Source organism: Terriglobales bacterium (assembly GCA_035487355.1).
Lineage (GTDB): Bacteria > Acidobacteriota > Terriglobia > Terriglobales > Acidobacteriaceae > QIAW01.
In genome coordinates this window covers 1-17,421 of sequence record DATHMF010000103.1, presented here as the reverse complement: position 1 = coordinate 17,421, position 17,421 = coordinate 1, and the positions used below count along the sequence as shown (strand labels likewise).

Annotated in this window: 9 protein-coding genes and 2 tRNA genes; 6 read left to right on the top strand and 5 right to left on the bottom strand. The window is 56.2% G+C overall.

What is annotated here, in order from left to right; all coding sequences use genetic code 11:
- The first annotated feature begins 69 nt into the window (after positions 1–69).
- The 3 genes from VK738_18350 to VK738_18340 all read left to right on the top strand — a co-directional run bounded on the left by VK738_18350 (position 70) and on the right by VK738_18340 (position 1,090).
- Positions 70–780 carry an ABC transporter ATP-binding protein gene (locus VK738_18350; protein ID HTD24625.1) on the top strand — a complete coding sequence of 237 codons (711 nt, stop codon included), beginning with the start codon at positions 70–72 and terminating at the stop codon, positions 778–780.
- 110 nt (positions 781–890) lie between these two features.
- Positions 891–965: transfer RNA gene (locus VK738_18345), tRNA-Gly, on the top strand.
- Positions 966–1,015: 50 nt separating this feature from the next.
- Positions 1,016–1,090 (top strand) — tRNA-Cys (locus VK738_18340).
- Between the two features lie 108 nt (positions 1,091–1,198).
- Here VK738_18340 and VK738_18335 read toward each other — a convergent pair.
- Genes VK738_18335 through gltB form a run of 3 tightly spaced genes read right to left on the bottom strand, consistent with a single transcriptional unit; the run spans position 1,199 to position 7,465 of the window.
- On the bottom strand, positions 1,199–1,405 hold the full coding sequence (locus tag VK738_18335) for a type II toxin-antitoxin system VapB family antitoxin (protein ID HTD24624.1): 207 nt from the start codon (positions 1,403–1,405) through the stop codon (positions 1,199–1,201).
- A 38-nt stretch (positions 1,406–1,443) separates the two neighbouring features.
- The gene (locus VK738_18330; GenBank protein HTD24623.1) at positions 1,444–2,856 is read right to left on the bottom strand and encodes a glutamate synthase subunit beta; all 1,413 of its coding nucleotides are present in this window, start codon (positions 2,854–2,856) and stop codon (positions 1,444–1,446) included.
- Complete coding sequence (gene gltB, locus VK738_18325) at positions 2,849–7,465, bottom strand: glutamate synthase large subunit (protein ID HTD24622.1); 4,617 nt, start codon at positions 7,463–7,465, stop codon at positions 2,849–2,851. Before gltB ends, VK738_18330 begins: the two co-directional genes overlap by 8 nt.
- Before the next feature lie 523 nt (positions 7,466–7,988).
- On the opposite strand from gltB, the gene VK738_18320 reads away from it, so the two are divergent.
- Positions 7,989–10,913, top strand: a complete 2,925-nt coding sequence (locus VK738_18320; GenBank protein ID HTD24621.1) for a beta-propeller fold lactonase family protein — start codon at positions 7,989–7,991, stop codon at positions 10,911–10,913.
- Positions 10,914–11,020: 107 nt separating this feature from the next.
- The gene (locus VK738_18315; GenBank protein ID HTD24620.1) at positions 11,021–14,092 is read left to right on the top strand and encodes a carboxypeptidase regulatory-like domain-containing protein; all 3,072 of its coding nucleotides are present in this window, start codon (positions 11,021–11,023) and stop codon (positions 14,090–14,092) included.
- A 748-nt stretch (positions 14,093–14,840) separates the two neighbouring features.
- On the opposite strand, the gene VK738_18310 is transcribed toward VK738_18315, so the two are convergent.
- Entirely contained in the window at positions 14,841–15,302 is a 462-nt protein-coding gene (locus VK738_18310; protein HTD24619.1) for a DUF4870 domain-containing protein, read from the bottom strand.
- A 260-nt stretch (positions 15,303–15,562) separates the two neighbouring features.
- On the opposite strand from VK738_18310, the gene ada reads away from it, so the two are divergent.
- Complete coding sequence (ada, locus tag VK738_18305; GenBank protein ID HTD24618.1) at positions 15,563–16,597, top strand: bifunctional DNA-binding transcriptional regulator/O6-methylguanine-DNA methyltransferase Ada; 1,035 nt, start codon at positions 15,563–15,565, stop codon at positions 16,595–16,597.
- A 237-nt stretch (positions 16,598–16,834) separates the two neighbouring features.
- Here the strand turns inward: ada and VK738_18300 are convergent.
- On the bottom strand, positions 16,835–17,421 hold a 587-nt coding region (locus VK738_18300; GenBank protein HTD24617.1), incomplete at its 5' end, for a hypothetical protein.

Sequence of the window (17,421 nt, the reverse complement as noted above, 5' to 3'; positions counted from 1 at the left end):
GTGGAACCCTTGATTTTTGGCCGCAACCCTCGTGGTTCCTCTCGGTCTCGTGTATGATCGAGTGTTTGCATGCCTCCGATTATCCAAGCTGAAAATGTGGCCAAAATCTATCGTGTGGGGAAGGTAGATGTTCCTGCCCTGCGCGGGGTCTCGCTGGAAATACAGACCGGCGAGTTCGTCAGCATTGTAGGACCTTCGGGAAGCGGTAAATCCACGCTGTTCTACATCTTAGGCGGATTGACCGGCCCTACCAGCGGAAGGGTGCTGATTGAAGGAGCGGATTTTTCACGCATCTCCGATGGCGAACGCACCCGGCTGCGCCGCCGCCGGATCGGGTTTGTCTTTCAAAAATTCAATCTTCTGCCCACGCTGAGCGCACGCAACAACATCGCCATTGCCGGCGACATCGCCGGAACCAATCACGGTGTTGACAGCGAGTACGCCAAAAAGATCACGCAGATGCTGGGCATTGCGGAACGGCTCGACCACAGGCCGGCAGAGATGTCAGGGGGCGAGCAGCAGCGTGTGGCCTTGGCGCGCGCGCTCGTTAACCATCCGGCAATTGTGCTGGCGGATGAGCCTACCGGCAACCTGGATTCCAAGAATTCAGAGATCGTGCTGAAGATGCTGCGGCAATCCAATCAGGAGCTGGGACAGACCGTGCTGATGATTACTCATAATCCCCAGGCGGCGCGCTATGGCGACCGCATCATCCACATGCGCGATGGAGAGATTGTGGTGCCGGAAGCCGATCCGCAGTGGGTAAGCCCGGCCCGGTGAGACTCCTGGAGTTCTCCCGACCAATTCCCCGCCGAGAAAGCGGATGGATTACAATCTTAACTGCGCGTTGACCCTGATTTTACGGCTTGGTTATAATTGAAGATTGCTGAGCGGGAGTAACTCAGTGGTAGAGTGCGACCTTGCCAAGGTCGAAGTCGCGGGTTCAACTCCCGTCTCCCGCTCCAAATTCTCATCCACCTGCCCTCGCTCGCGGCGAGGGTTTTATTGTTTGAATGGCGCGGTACCCAAGTGGTAAGGGAGAGGTCTGCAAAACCTTTATGCGTCGGTTCGATTCCGACCCGCGCCTCCACTTCAAACCCCTATAAAATCGTAGGAGTTACGACTTCTATCCTGTCAAGCTTGAAATCCCCAAGGCTCTAATGCGGCAATGTTTGGGAGAGATGTTGGCAACGAATGTTCAGCAGTGCTTGGTTCTGCGCTCGCGCTTGTAATCGTAATCTTTGTCGTACTCAATGGAATTGAACAGCGAGAGAATTGCCTGTTGTTTGCGGCGCCTGATGTATTCCTCCAGCGCGGCGGTGACTGTTTCCTTCTTGGTGCGGTGATGTCCTAGTTTCTGCGCCTCTTCAATCAAACGATCGTTAATGTCAAGATTGGTGGGCACTGGAAGTTTTCTCAATTGAGAGATTGCATGGTAAGAACCTACTGCAGGTGGGTTCTGCCCATCAAGTACTCATCCACCGCTTTGGCGGCGTTGCGGCCTTCGGCAATTGCCCATACCACCAGCGACTGGCCGCGGCGCATGTCACCGGCTGCGAAAATGCCCGGTACAGAACTCATGTAGTTTGCCTTGGTGGCCACGTTGCCGCGAGTATCCAGCTCCAGGCCAAACTGTTCGATCATCCCGTGCTTTACAGGGCCGGTGAAGCCCATCGCCAGCAGGACAAGCTCAGCGTCCAAAGTGAAATCGGTGTCCGCCATGGGTTCAAACTTAGGCGGAGAGCCCACGCGCACGGCATGCAGCTTCTTCACTGCGCCGTTTTCGCCGGTGAAGCTTGAGGTTGCGACGGCCCAATCGCGCAGGCCGCCTTCTTCGTGCGAGCTTTCATTACGCAGTTGCAGCGGCCACAGCGGCCAGGGGGTGCTGGAAGCGCGATCCAGGGGCGGCATGGGCATGATCTCGAACTGCGTGACTGACTTTGCCTTTTGCCGGTGGCTGGTGCCCAGGCAGTCGGCGCCGGTGTCGCCGCCGCCGATGATTACCACGTGCTTGCCCGTGGCAAGAATCTGGTTCTGGACATCATCGCCGGCATTCTTCTTGTTCTGCTGCGGCAGAAACTCCATGGCAAAGTGGATCCCTTTGAGATCACGGCCGGGCACTTTCAGGTCCCGGGGATTCTCGGCGCCGCCCGCCAGCAGGATTGCGTCAAATTCCTGGCTGAGGTCCGATGCAGGAATATCGCCGCCTATGTGGGCTTTGGTCTGGAAGCGCACGCCCTCTTCCGCCATCTGTTCCAGCCTGCGGTCGAGGACACTCTTTTCCATCTTGAAATCAGGAATGCCATAGCGCAGCAAGCCGCCGATGCGGTCCGCCTTTTCGAAGACCGTGACCCAGTGACCGGCGCGATTCAATTGCTGGGCTGCGGCGAGACCTGCCGGTCCCGAGCCAACGATGGCGACCCGTTTTTCAGTGCGGGTTTCGGGCGGTTCGGGTTTGATCCATCCTTCGTTCCAGGCGCGGTCTACGATGGTCTTTTCGATCACTTTGATCGTCACCGGAGGCTCGTTGATGCCGAGTACGCAGGCGGCTTCGCAAGGCGCGGGACAGATGCGTCCGGTGAATTCCGGGAAATTATTCGTGGAGTGCAGCACGCGAATAGCTTCCTGCCAACTATCGCGATAAGCAAGGTCATTCCAGTCAGGAATGATGTTGTTGACCGGACAGCCGGTGTGGCAAAAGGGGATGCCGCAATCCATGCAGCGTGCCGCTTGTGCGCGCACTTTGTCGTCGGAAAACGGTTGATAGACTTCAAAGTAGTCGTTCACACGCTCTTCGACGGCGCGGCGTACCGGAACCTCTCGGGTATATTCCTTAAAACCTGTGACTTTACCCACCGCTCACCTGCCCCCTCACCGGCTGCGCAATCTCGGCTTTCTTGGCTTCGGCCACGATCAGGCCTGTTGGCACTCGCGGTATTCCGAGCACGCGCTTGTATTCGTGCGGGAATACCTGGACGAATTTTGGAAGCATGTCCTCCCAGTGGTCGAGGATCCACCTCGCCTGTGGGCTGCCCGTATACTCGCTGTGGCGTGTGATCAACTGGTAAAGCATTTCGATGTCTTTTTGTTCGGTGACCGGCGCCAGGTCCACTTCGGCCCGGTTGCAACGAACTGCGGCGAAGTCTGCGTCCTTGTCGAGGACGTAAGCAATTCCACCGGTCATGCCGGCCGCGAAGTTCCGGCCCGCCTTTCCGAGGACAACCACCAACCCATTCGTCATGTACTCGCAGCCGTGGTCGCCCACGCCTTCCACCACGGCAGTAGCGCCTGAGTTGCGGACGGCAAAGCGCTCGCCGGCCATACCGCCGAAGTAGGCTTCGCCGCTGGTCGCGCCGTAGAGACAGACGTTGCCCACCAGAATGTTTTCTTCAGGTACGAACTCGGATTTGCGGGGGTGGCGGATGATCAACTTGCCCCCCGAGAGCCCTTTGCCGACGTAGTCGTTGGCATCGCCTTCGAGCGCCAGGGTGACTCCTTTGGCCAGAAAAGCGCCGAAGCTCTGCCCGGCGCAACCGGTGAAGTCAACGCGAATCGTATCCTCGGGCAAGCCGGCAGAACCATAGCGCCGCGCGATCTCTCCGCTGAGCATGGTGCCCACGGTGCGGTGAATATTGCGTATAGGCATGCTGAGCGAGACCGGCGTGCGGTGCTCAATGGCTTCTTGTGTCATCTCAATCAATTTGCAATCGAGGGCCTTTTCCAGTCCGTGGTCCTGTGCCTGCAACGAGCGGCGGCCCACATGACTGGGCACTGGAGGATCATAAAGAATCGCAGACAGGTCAATTCCCGCAGCCTTCCAATGGGTCACATCCTTACGTTGGGCCAGGCAATCCACGCGACCGACCATCTCGTTCACGGTGCGGAAGCCGAGCTCCGCCATAATTCTGCGCAGGTCTTCGGCAACGAAGAAGAAGAAATTGATCACGTTTTCGGGTGTGCCATGGAACTTTTTGCGAAGTTCAGGGTCCTGCGTGGCCACGCCCACCGGACAAGTGTTCAGATGGCACTTGCGCATCATGATGCAGCCCATGGAAATGAGCGGCGCGGTGGAGAAGCCGAATTCCTCGGCGCCGAGGAGCGCCGCGATGGCTACGTCGCGTCCAGTCTGGAGTTTGCCATCGGCCTGCAACCGCACGCGGCTGCGAAGATCGTTGAGCACCAGCACCTGCTGCGTCTCGGAAAGCCCAAGCTCCCAGGGAATGCCGGCATGACGAATAGAGCTGACAGGCGAAGCTCCCGTGCCGCCGTCATAGCCGCTAATAAGGATAACGTCCGCCTTGGCCTTGGCCACGCCTGCGGCCACGGTTCCCACACCGACCTCGGCAACCAGCTTCACCGAAATCCGCGCCTGCGGATTGGCGTTCTTGAGGTCATGAATGAGCTGTGACAGATCCTCAATCGAATAAATGTCGTGATGCGGAGGCGGCGAGATCAAGCCCACTCCGGGAATAGAATGGCGCACGCGCGCGATGACTTCATCTACTTTATGGCCGGGCAACTGCCCGCCCTCACCTGGCTTGGCGCCTTGCGCGATCTTGATCTGTAGGTCATCGGCGTTCACAAGGTAATTCGTGGTAACACCGAAGCGCGCCGAAGCCACTTGTTTGATGGCGCTGCGACGCAGGTCTCCATTGGAATCAGGCTTAAATCGTGCCTCGTCCTCGCCGCCTTCGCCCGTATTGGATTTCCCTCCAATACGGTTCATGGCAATGGCCAGGGTCTCATGCGCTTCCTTGCTGATGGAGCCAAAGGACATCGCGCCTGTAGCAAATCGCTTCACGATCTCCGAAGCTGGTTCGACGTCGTTCAGCGGAATCGGATCGCCGGCCGGCTTCAAGTCGAGCATGCCGCGCAGCATCAAGAGGTCGCGGTTCTGCTGGTTCACGATATTGGCGAACTCCTGGAAGGTCTCAAACTTCGACTGCTGCACAGCATGTTGCAGCTTGCTGACGGTCAGCGGATTCAGAAGATGACGCTCGCCGCGAATGCGGTATTGATAGTCGCCCCCGACGCGCAGTTCGGTCTCGGATTCGCTGCGCGGCTGCATGGCGAACTCATGTTTCAAGAGGGCTTCACGCGCCAGCACCGCGATATCTATACCCTCAATCCTTGAAGCGGTGCCGGTAAAGTAACGCTCTATCAGTGAGTGACTCAGACCGATAGCTTCAAAGATCTGGGCGCCCTGATAACTCTGCAGGGTCGAGATTCCCATCTTGGAAAAAGTTTTCAGAAGCCCCTTATCAATGGCTTTCATGTAGTTCTTGAAAACTTTGTCCCAGGTGTACTCCGGTGGAAATGCGCCGTCCTCGTACATATTCTCCAGGGTTTCGATGGCGAGATACGGATTCACCGCGCTTGCGCCGTAGCCGAGGAGAAGTGCAAAGTGCATGATCTCGCGCGGCTCACCGGATTCAACAATCAGCGCGACCTGGTTGCGCGTCTTCTCGCGGACCAGATGGTTGTGAACCGCCGAGAGCGCAAGCAGGCTGGGAATGGGAGCTTGCTCCTTATCCACACCGCGGTCGGAGAGGATGAGCAAGGTATAGCCCGATTTGATCGCCAGCGAGGCGCGATGACAAAGCACATCCACTGATTTCGCGAGTTCCTCTTCCCCACCCTCCACGCGGAACAGCGTAGGCAGTGTGGTAGCGAGGAAGTCGCCCCAACTGACGCGACGGAGCTTTTCCAGTCTCCAATTGGAGATGATGGGATGGCGAAGCTTCAGGGTGTGACAGTTCTTGGGCTTCTCATCGAGAATATTTCCCTCGGAGCCGATGTAGCTGCTCAGAGACATCACCAGGTCTTCGCGGATGGAATCAATCGCAGGGTTGGTCACCTGGGCGAAGGTCTGCTTGAAGTAGTTGAACAGCAACTGCTGCATGTCTGACAGGCAGGCCAGCGGCGTGTCTATGCCCATGGAACCAACCGGCTCCTCGGCTTTCAAAGCTGAAGGATACAAGATGGTTTTCAGGTCTTCATCCGTGTAGCCGAAGGCGCGCTGGCGCGTCAACAGAGTTCCATGATCCAGAGCGTGGACGTGTCTTGGACTGGGCAGATGGTCGAGCGTGATCTGGTTTTCCTTCATCCACTGGGCGTAGGGCTGTCGCGCCGCGAGCTGCTTCTTGACCTCTTCATCGGAGATGAGGCGCTTCTGCTCGGTATCCACCAGCAACATGCGGCCGGGAGCAAGCCGGCCCTTCATGCGGATCTCTTCAGGCTTGATGGGCAGCACACCTGATTCCGACGCCATCACGACCAATCCATCATGAGTGACCAGGTAGCGGCCGGGCCGCAATCCGTTGCGATCAAGTTTCGCGCCGATCACGCGCCCATCCGTGAAGGCGACGGCTGCCGGGCCGTCCCAGGGCTCCATCAGGGAGGCATGGTATTCATAAAACGCTTTAACGTCTTCGGGCATGGTGGCGTCGCGCTCCCATGCTTCCGGGATCAGCATTGACATCACGTGCGGAAGGCTGCGTCCTGACAGCGTGAGCAGCTCGACCGCATTATCGAGCATGGCGGAATCGCTGCCGCCGGGAGTAATGATGGGGAACAGCTTCTTCATGTCGTCGCCGAACAGCGGAGAAGCGAGTACGGATTGGCGCGCGTACATCCAGTTCACGTTGCCGCGCAGCGTATTGATCTCGCCGTTGTGGCAGATGTAGCGATAAGGATGCGCCAGTTGCCAACTGGGAAACGTGTTCGTCGAGAAGCGCTGGTGAACCAGGCACAGGGCGCTGGTCACCTCGGCGTCTGAGAGCTCCTGGTAGAAATGCGGAATCTGCGGGGCCAGCAGCAGTCCCTTGTAGACAATGGTGCGCGAAGAAAGCGAAGGAATGTAGAAGAAATCTTTTTCCTTCATGTCCGACTCGGCCACTGCAGCCTCGGCCAGCTTGCGAACTACATAGAGCTTGCGTTCGAGAGCGTCCTGGTCCATGCCACGGCCCCGGCGGATGAAGATCTGCTCGATGTAGGGCTGCGTGTTGCGCGCGACCCGGCCGATCATGTTGCCGTCAATGGGCGTGTCGCGCCATCCCAGAACGGTGAGACCTTCTTCCTTCGCAATCCTCTCGAGGATGCCGGCGCACAGCATGCGCTCCTGGGGATCCACCGGAAGAAATATCATTCCGACGCCGTATTCGCCCGGCGCCGGCAGAGTGAATCCAATGCGCGCGCATTCGCGGGCAAAGAAAGAGTGCGGAATCTGAATCAGGATACCGGCGCCATCGCCAGTTTCCGGATCGCAGCCACACGCGCCACGATGGGTGAGGTTGATCAGGACCTGAATGCCCTTCAGCACAATGTCGTGAGATTTCTGGCCATCAATGCTGGCAACAAATCCAATGCCGCAGGCGTCGTGTTCGTGCCGTGGGCAATACAATCCTTGCGCCTCAGGCACCTTCAACATGGGATAATGCAGTCGCGTTTTGTTCTCAATGCTCATTTTTTTCAATTTCGGATCAGCAGGAAATGGCAGGGAATTCCCACTCTCGTTGGTCTGGTCGCCCCCGAGTTTCCGTTTAAATGCTTATTTAAGAGTAACCTAGGTTGGTGGCTCCGCCAGCAACAATATCCATAAATAAAGCAAATACCATGTATAAATAAAACGAAAGGGCCTCTTGGATCGTTTATTTTATTGGGCCTTCCACTGTTTTTATTTTGCTATTTTTATTTTTTAAGACCGCCATCCATTCTACGATGGGGCCATCGTGCCCCTCGCGCTTCAACCGGGATTGGTCATGCAACTACTTTTGCACAGCAGGTGGACATGGCCGATCGTACAGTGCTCCAACGGTTTGATGAATCTCCTGACTTTTGTCACGAACAAATTCATTAACATTTAATGCTGATTTAACGTCCGCTCAATACCGCTTGATTAGCTTTCTCCCGTATAGCAATTGCCTCTTCGTAATCGAAGTTCAAACTTCAACCCTAAGCCCAAATTAAAACAATCTTGAGGTGAGAAAATGAAGATTCCCCAGCTTCTAAAGAGCGTTTTCGCTCTCGCTGTCATGGCGTCATCAGCCTGGCTGAACCTGAAGGCGGCTGAGCCACTGCCCACGGGCAAATCCATTACGCCCGCGGCGGCAAAAGGTTCCATCTTCCAAACTTTGAACCCGGATCTGCCGGCTCCGTTTGCAGATTTTGTTGCCGACCACGCAGCCACCACGGCCACAAGCCCCGATGGCAACACCCTGCTGATTCTGACCAGTGGCTTCAACCTCAATGCCGATTCCACCGGCGCAGGTGTGGCCTCGGCTTCCAACGAATATGTTTTTGTTTACGACATTTCGGTGAATCCTCCGGTAAAACGGCAGGTCGTGCAGGTCCCCAACACCTTTGACGGCATCGTCTGGAACCCAAACGGCAGGGAGTTCTACGTTACCGGCGGCAGCGATGACAACGTCCATATATTCGATCTGAAACCAACGGGATGGGCCGAGGCGCCGGCCGCGGTTCAGCTCGGCCATGGTTTGGGAACCGATGGCCTGGTTGGGCCCGCAGCCGCGGGAATTGCTGTGACTGATGATGGCACCCGCCTGATCGTGGCGAATTATGAAAATGACTCCATCAGCATCGTGAGTGCGGTCACACGCAAAAAAATCGGCGAACTGGATTTGCGGCCAGGCAGAAACAATCCGGCGGATTCTGGTGTTGCCGGGGGTGAATATCCTTTCTGGGTATCCATCATGTGCAACAGCACTGCTTATATCTCTAGCGTTCGCGATCGCGAGATTGTAGTCGTGGATATCAGCTCTTCCACTCCTACCATCAAAGCGCGTATCCCGGTCAAAGGCCAGCCACTTAAGACGATCTTCAACAAGGCCGAAAACACCTTGTTCGCCGTGCTGGATGCGACCGACCGTGTAGCCGTCATTGACACGAATACCAATAAAGTACGGGCCTATTTAAAGGTTACGGCGCCCAGGAATGTTTTCCGCAATGAAGAAGATTTCAAGGGAGCCAATCCTACGAGTCTCGCCCTCTCGCCCGATGAGAAGACTCTTTACGTCACCAACGGCGGCACAAATTCCGTGGCGGTGATCCGCCTGGATGAGGATGGTGATGGCGACCTCGACAGCAAAGTGGTCGGGCTGATTCCCACTGGGTGGTATCCCAATTCGGTCAGCCTCAGCAAGAACGGTTCGATTCTTTACGTTGTAAACGGCAAGAGCAATACCGGACCCGTGCCCATGGCCTGCCGCAACACGCCTTCCATCGCTCCCGGATCACAGAATGCCTGCACCGCTGCAAACCAATACGTTTGGCAGAGGACCAAGGCAGGCTTCCTCACTTTGCCCGTTCCCACCGGTGATGATCTTGAAGATTTGACCGAGACCGTCGCCAAGAACAACAACTTCGACTCAGCCGAGGCGCGTGAGGGTTCGCAGTTGATCTCCGCTCTGCGGCACGAGATTAAGCACGTGATCTACGTCCTGAAAGAGAACCGCACCTATGACCAGATCCTCGGCGACCTGGAAGAAGGCAACGGTGATCCTTCGATTGTCGTGTTCCCTGAGCCTATTACTCCTAACTTTCACCAGATCGCCCGCCAGTTTGTTACGCTCGATAACTTTTATACGAGCGGCGAGGTCTCGGGTGATGGATGGAACTGGAGCACCTCAGCCCGGGCTGCGGATTCCATCGAAAAAACCGAGCCCATCAACTACGCCGGCCGCGGTTTGAACTATGACTACGAGGGCACGAATCGCAACATCAACGTTGGATTCGCCACCCTTGCCGAAAGGAAGGCAGCGCTGCCGCTTACGCCCAACGATCCTGACCTGCTCCCGGGGACGGGGGATGTCTCCGCGCCCGACGGACCTGACGGCGAAACCGGCGCCGGCTACCTTTGGGACGCAGCCCTGCGCGCGGGTAAAAGCGTGCGTAACTACGGCTTCTTCCTCGATCTGGCGCGGTATTCGATTCCTGCCAGCAATCCGTCGTTCCTTCCGCCAACCATACGCGATCCCTTTGCTCCGGTAGGAACACCGTTCACGCCCGGCGCAAGTGGAACGCCGATCCAGGTTGCCTTCGCAACCAAGGCTGCCTTGCAGGGCATCACCGATCCTTACTTCCGCGGATTTGATATGAAGGCTGCCGACTTCTGGCGATTCAAGGAGTGGGAGCGGGAATTTGACCTCTATGTGAAGTACCACAACCTGCCCAGCCTGGAGTTGGTGCGCTTGCCCCACGATCACTTTGGCAGCTTCGGCAGCGCGATTGATGGTGTTAATACTCCGAACACCCAAATGGCTGACAACGATTACGCAGTAGGCCGTCTGGTGCAGAAGGTTTCCAATAGTATCTACCGTGACAGCACGGTGATCTTCGTGCTCGAGGATGATTCGCAAGACGGCCCCGACCACGTAGATGCGCACCGCAGCAATCTGTACATTGCCGGAGCGCACGTGAAGCAGGATGCGGTGATCTCGGAACGCTTCACCACCGTAAACGTACTGCGCACCATCGAAGAACTGCTCGGAATCAAGCCCCTGGGTATTAACGATGGACTTGAGGAGCCGATCGCGGATGCGTTCCAGGCTCGCCACGAACCCTGGGCATTTTCCGCCATCGTGCCTGACGTGCTGCGCAGCACCGCATTGCCGCTTCCCCCGGCCAATGCGAGCGCGAAGGAAGCCTCGTTGTTTTCACTCTCTCTGCACGACGCCAATTACTGGGAAGAGAAGACTCGCGGCATGGACTTCAATAACGCCGATAACCTCGATACCGCGCGCTTTAACCGCGTGCTGTGGCAGGGGTTAATGGGTGAGTCGGTCGCCTACCCTGCCTCCCGCAGCGGAGCAGATCTACGGCAAAACCGCAAGAGCTTGCTCGATGAATTCAAGAAAAACAGCTCTGCTCAAACCACAACTTCGGGTGGTAATTAGGGTTGTACATACATTAAGTACGTTCCATTTTGAGGAGGGCCGGCCATCGGCCCTCCTCATTTCTGCTGCATACACACGATTCGTTCATTTCGTCTCCCGAGGGCAAGATGCAAGAAACAAAAACACAGCCAGGCTCCCAATTGCCAGAAAAATCAAATTCTGCTTCTTACCATCAGGCCGCCACTTTTTTGCTTGTCTTACTGCTGGGATCGCTCGCGCAGGGACAGATAGACCGCGCTGGATTGAACGGAACTGTGACCGACCCTTCAGGGCGCACCTTGCCGAACGTCCATATCACTGCATTGCGGAATGACACCGGACTTCGCCGTGAAGCGGTCTCTTCCGCAAACGGTTCATATGACATACCTGAACTACCGGTCGGGGCTTACTCCGTGACCTTCGCTCATTACGGTTTCGAGATATTGAACATCAAGAACGTCGTCCAGGCAGTGGGACAGACGCGCACATTGAATGTGACGTTGAAGGTTGCTGGTACCAGCGAACAGATGGAGGTTTCAGGGAGTGCTGTCGAATTGGACCAAACCGCCAATTCTCTTGGCGCTCGCATTGAACGAAAGCAGGTCGAAGCGCTTCCTTTGAACGGGCGCAATTGGGCGACTCTCACCACGTTGGTTCCAGGAGCCATTGATGCCGGCGGCAGCAACCAACGCACCGTGCGTTTTGCGGGACGGGGACTGGACGACAACAATTTCACCTCTGACGGCATTGACGCCACCAACATCGTCAATCAGGCTCAGCAGCCATTCGTTCGTTTAGCGATACCGACAGATACAATCCAGGAGTTCCGCATTGAATCGATGTTGTTCACCGCCGAATCAGGCAGCACGCCCGGTGGACAGGTGGCCGTAACCACAGCTTCGGGGAGCAACCAGATTCACGGCGATGCGTTCGAATTCCTGCGCAACGACGTCTTCGACGCACGCAATCCTTTTGACCGCAATCCCCACAAGCCGCCGTTCCGTTTGAACCAGTTTGGAGCCAGCATAGGCGGCGCGATCTTCCGCGACAAAACATTTTTCTATGCCAGCTATGAAGGCCTGCGCCAGACTCTGGGGCAGACGCTTACCGGCTTTGTCCCGACCCGCGCTTTTCGCGCCCAAGTCGTGGCGCAGTCTCCCGTGCTGGCGCAGATTATCAATGCCTATCCTGAAGGGCAGACGCAGGTAAGCCGGCAGATTGCCCAATTCTCCGGAGAAGGGCAGCAATTGGACCACGAAAATTCGGGCATGATACGCCTCGACCAGCATTTCACCGACAAATCCACAGCGTTCCTGCGTTTCAACACGGATGAAGCCGTCAGCAGTGTGCCGCTGGGGAGCCTGAGTGACCGCCAGAACACGAACTCGCGGCCGGTGAACGCAGTCATCGAACTGCTGCATATCTTTTCGCCCACGTTAGTCAACGAAGCAAAAGCCGGGTTTAACCGCGGCACCGTGATAGCGACCAACCTCGGTCTTAATGGATTGCCTTATTCGGTTTCGGTTCCGGGCTTCACCGCGCAGAACAACAATCAGACCAGAATCGGCGTGGGAAATTCGTTTTCATGGATTGACAACATCACCTGGGTGAAAGACAACCACGTTATCAAGGCGGGTGTAGAGGTCCGTCGAATTCAGCTTCAGCAAGGAAACACCGCAAGCGGTTCGATTTCATTTCTTTCGCCTGATGCTTTCGCTGCCAATCAAGTCAATGCCGCCAGCTTCGCGGCTGCTCTGCCTGTGAATGGTTTGCGCAAGACGGAAGTCTATGGGTTCATCGAAGACGAATATAAATTGAAGCCCAACTTCACTCTGAATCTGGGCGTGCGCTACAGCTTCTTGAATCGTTTCCATGAGGTATTAGACCGCGCCGTCCCTTTTGATTTTGCAACCTGCGGCGCTCAAGGCTTTTGTGGAGCGGGCGCCGAGTTCAGCCGGCCCAATCTGGCAGACGTTGATCCGCGCGTTGCTTTTGCCTGGGCCCCCGCCACGCTGGGCGGCAAGACTGTTCTGCGCAGCGGCTTCGGCATCTATCATGGCGATGGCCAATTGGATGATCAAAACCTTCCTATCAACAATGAAGTACAGCGCTTTTCCCTCTCGCGCAGGACAATTCCGAGTTTAAACTTCCCTATTGCTCCTTTCCTGGCCAACACCACGGGCATTGTCTCCCCCCGTGACATGGACCGGCGCCGCAAAGATATGTATGTCACCCAGTGGGGCGCTTCGGTTCAACAGTTGCTGCCGCAGGAGTTGGTCGCGACCGTCTCTTACATCGGCAGCAAAGGGACTCACTTGCTGACCACATCATTCATCAACACAATCAACCCTGCAACTGGTACACGTCAGTTCCCGGGATTCGGTCAAGTAGAATTTCGCGGCAACCAAAACAACAGCTCCTTCCAGGCTCTGCAGACTTCCCTGCAGCGTTCCTTCAGGCATGGCCTGCTGTTCTCTGTAAATTACCTGTGGTCTCACGAGATTGATGATGGTTCTCTCGGCGGTGGAGACTCCGATTTTCCACAAGATCCGGAATGCCGCCCATGTGAGCGGGCGAGCGGTGATTTCGACGCCCGGCACACATTCAACGCAAATTTCGTCTACGAGTTGCCGTTTGGTTCAGGCAGAACATATCTAAATCAGCCCGGAATCTTACGTGGGCTGTTCGGCGCCTGGAACGTGACCTCAATCGTAGGCGGTCGTACCGGCCTGCCGGTGAACGTTACGCTGAGCCGCTCTGGCTCCGCTGTACCCGATGGAAATACCCAGAACCAACGCCCGAATCTGGTTCCGGGCGTCTCGCTCACTCCGGCAGGTGGTTCTACGATAATAGAATGGATCAATCCCGCTGCATTCGCAATTCCCGCTGCGGGAACCTTCGGCAATGCGCCTCGCAATGTGGTGCGCGGTCCGGGCATCTGGCAAGCCGACGTGGGCCTTGGACGGCACTTTGTGCTGAGCGAACGCGTTGGACTCGAATTCAGGGCCGAGGCATTCAATCTCTTCAACCGCGCCCAGTTTGCTGCTCCGCAATCTGACTTCTCAGTAGTGAGTGGGGCAGGATCGGGTAACACAATTCAGCCAAACGGTTTTGGAGCCATCATCTCAACTGTAAACAAAGGGCCGGTTGGGACTGGCACTCCACGCCAGCTCCAGTTCATGCTACGAATGAATTTCTAGAGTAGCGCCGGCGTCTCGCCGGCTGTCGTGTGGGCATCTTGCCCACACCCCCCATCGGTGGATACAACCTTCTATAACCCAATGCCGTGCCTGTCATTCCTCTATTGAAACGAACTACTCCCTGCCATCACTAACCTAATGACTCCGCATGTCTGGCTAACGTGACGGCACAAACTTGCGCCTCGGATTTGCTGGCGGTTTCCCGCTAGTTGAATTTGACCCTCAGCGCTCCGGACCGTTTGGTAGGCCGACTCCGGTGCGCACCGCGGGATATCCGCCCGTGGGCAAGCTTTTCGCCGTCAGTGTGTGTAGACACCAAGAGAATTGGGATTAGGCACATTCAGCTATATCGCCGGCAGATTGTTTCATCAATTACCGGCAGCCCAATTGAATTGGTTCGTGGAGGAAGACCCGCTTTAGGGAAAAATCCCTGGAGCGGGTTTTTTGTATTTGTACGAAACTGGCGCTTTTATTGGCGCTCCATTAGTAAATGTCCTAATCCCCTAATCCCTGTCATCCTGAGCGCAGTCCGCGCTACGTAGGAGCGCGGACGGAGTCGAAGGACCCCGAGAATTTATCGCTCACCATGTGGCGTCAAGGCATTCTCACCAGTACGTTTCACATCTTCCTGATGCTGACCAGAGCAGTGTATGCCGTCAGCTTCTGCAGTTGAATCTTGACTGAATGAATTCCAGCTATAGGAGATTATTAATGCAACTGTCAATAAAGCGTAAACCGTGCCCACGATTTATATTCCCACAACGCGGCGCGCCCAGGCGCCCGCCAATGGATATGCGGTCCATTCGCCCGCACTGGCTTTCATAGCGAAAACCAGCCCCAGCACCACGTTCAGCAACCCCAGTACCACGATTGTGAACCAGATAACCGGAAACATGAAGAAAATGGCGAATGGCGGGTTCGGCGCCCCATGCTGGTGCGAAAGCTGCACAATTTGTGTAACCACAAGTATAAAAAACACAATAACCAGCAGCAGCATGAGAACCATGGCCCCCACCCAATACAGCAGATGCCAAATCACAGATTGCAGAGCATGAAAAGCCACAAATTTAGAGTCGCGTTTGATCACATAAATGATGAGCGGCCCAAAAAAGCCGGAAAAAATGCCCAGGATATGCGCCAGCAACCCCATAGTACGTTCATCTTGTGTAGGCGCGGGAAGTTCAGGCGTAGGCGTGGAAAGTTCAGGCATCTCCGGTTCCAACCCCGAAGGGGTGACGTATTATAGCCCAGCGCTTCAGCGCTGGGTACCAGTAGAAAACAATCGAAGTCCCGCAAGGGACGACGCTGTACTTTGATTCTCATACAGATTCTTTGCCCCTGAGGTTCTGCCGGGAAATCTGCAATCGCGTATCTCTGTAAAATAAAAGCAGGAAGATATTTGGTTTGAGAGCAATGATCGGAGCGCGGCCTGGCATCGTGTCCCGTTAAAGTAGGCCACGAGGTGAAGTTATGAATCTGGAAAAACAGTGGCAACTGGTGCTGGCGCGCGATGCAAATGCAGACGGCAAATTCGTGTATGCGGTGCGTTCGACCGGAATCTTCTGCCGGCCTACCTGCCCCAGCCGCCGGCCGCAGCGCAAGCTGGTAGAGTTTTTTGCGACTCCGGCTGAGGCGGAGCGCGCCGGGTACCGCGCCTGCAAGCGTTGCCGGCCCAACCAGGCCAACCCGCAGGTACGCAAGATCGAAGCTGCTTGCCGGCTGATTGACGAAAATATTGACGTCACCCTCACTCTTTCTGCAATCGGCAACAAAATTGGACTCAGCCCTTTTTATCTGCAACGGCTTTTCAAGCGGATTCTGGGAATCACGCCGCAACAGTACCAGCAGGCACGCAGAACAGGAGAGTTCAAATCAGCACTCCTGCGTGGCTCCAAGGTCACCGACGCCATCTACGAAGCGGGTTACGGATCCAGCAGCCGCCTCTACGAGAAGGCCCCGGCGCGCCTGGGCATGACACCTTCTACCTACCAGCGTAAAGGCGCCGGAGTCGCCATTCGGTTTGCCATCATGAGCACACAGTTGGGTAAGCTGCTGGTCGCGCTGACCGATAAAGGCGTGTGCAGCATTCAATTCGGCGAAGACGAAGATCAGCTGGAAAACGAGTTGCGGAAGCAATTCAGCGGGGCCACGATCACGCACGATGATAACGGCCTGCAGCAGGTTACATCCAAAATTGCGGCGTATTTACAAGGCAGTGCAGTTCGCCTGGATTTCCCGCTTGATGTGCAGGCCACGGCTTTCCAGGGCCGCGTGTGGGAGGCGTTGCGCCAAATCCCCTACGGCGAAACCCGCAGCTACAGCCAGGTTGCCGAAAGCGTTGGCGACAAGAAAGCGGTTCGCGCCGTGGCCAGGGCTTGCGCCAGCAATCCTGTATCTTTAGTCGTGCCCTGCCACCGGGTCGTGCAAAAGAATGGAAGCTTGGCCGGATATCGCTGGGGCACACACAGAAAAGCTGCTCTGCTGGCAAGGGAGCGGAAGAAATAAATCGGAGAGGCCCCCCTCCCCCTGCTTGCTTGGGTCGCGAAAAAGAAGCCCTTAGCCTTTGGCTCTTAGCTTTTAGCCAAAAACAAAAGCTCACCGCAGAGGACGCGGAGGAACGCAGAGGCGTACAGAGGCAAATCGCTCTAGCGACGGGATACTGCTCTTACGAATTTTCAAAGATCTAATCTTTAAATTTCTGGCCCTGCATTCCTTGGAATGCTTTTCCACCCTTACAGCCTGCTACCGCCTCGTGCCTCTAAAGCGCGGGGCCGGCATGGCTGCTGTCTTGGGAACCGTGCCGGTCACGAAGCCGGGGTTGTTGAATTGCGGCCTTCTCCACCACGGCATGCAGGGCGTGGCTACGGAGAGATAACGAGGCCCCAGACCAGGAGGGTACTGCACGGGTGGATTTTCTTGCGGCGGAGGGGAGACCGGCTGCTCGGAAGGCGGGGCCGTGTCCGCGACGGAGTGGCCGTTTGGTTGTGGTTTATTGTGTTCATTCTGTGGCTGATTTTTTGCCTGAGCTTTTGCGTTGACGGCGGATTCGGGGCTGACGGTGTTCTGGCTGCCCTGGTCTGGTTGGGCTTCTTTTTTGTCTTCTGGTTTGTCTTGCTTGTTAGGCGGGAAGTTGGGGCTGATGGTGTTCCTATCTGGGACCTCTTCCTTGGAATGGAAATTGAAATTATGGGCAATCGGGGTGATATTCAGGCTGACGCGGTCATAGTGCGGTTTTTTGCCTGCGCGGGCGGCTTCGCCGGAGGCCCGGCGCTGCTCGCGAGTTCGTTCTTTCAGGACCGCGAGTACGGAATTGCCGAGGTGACAGAGGA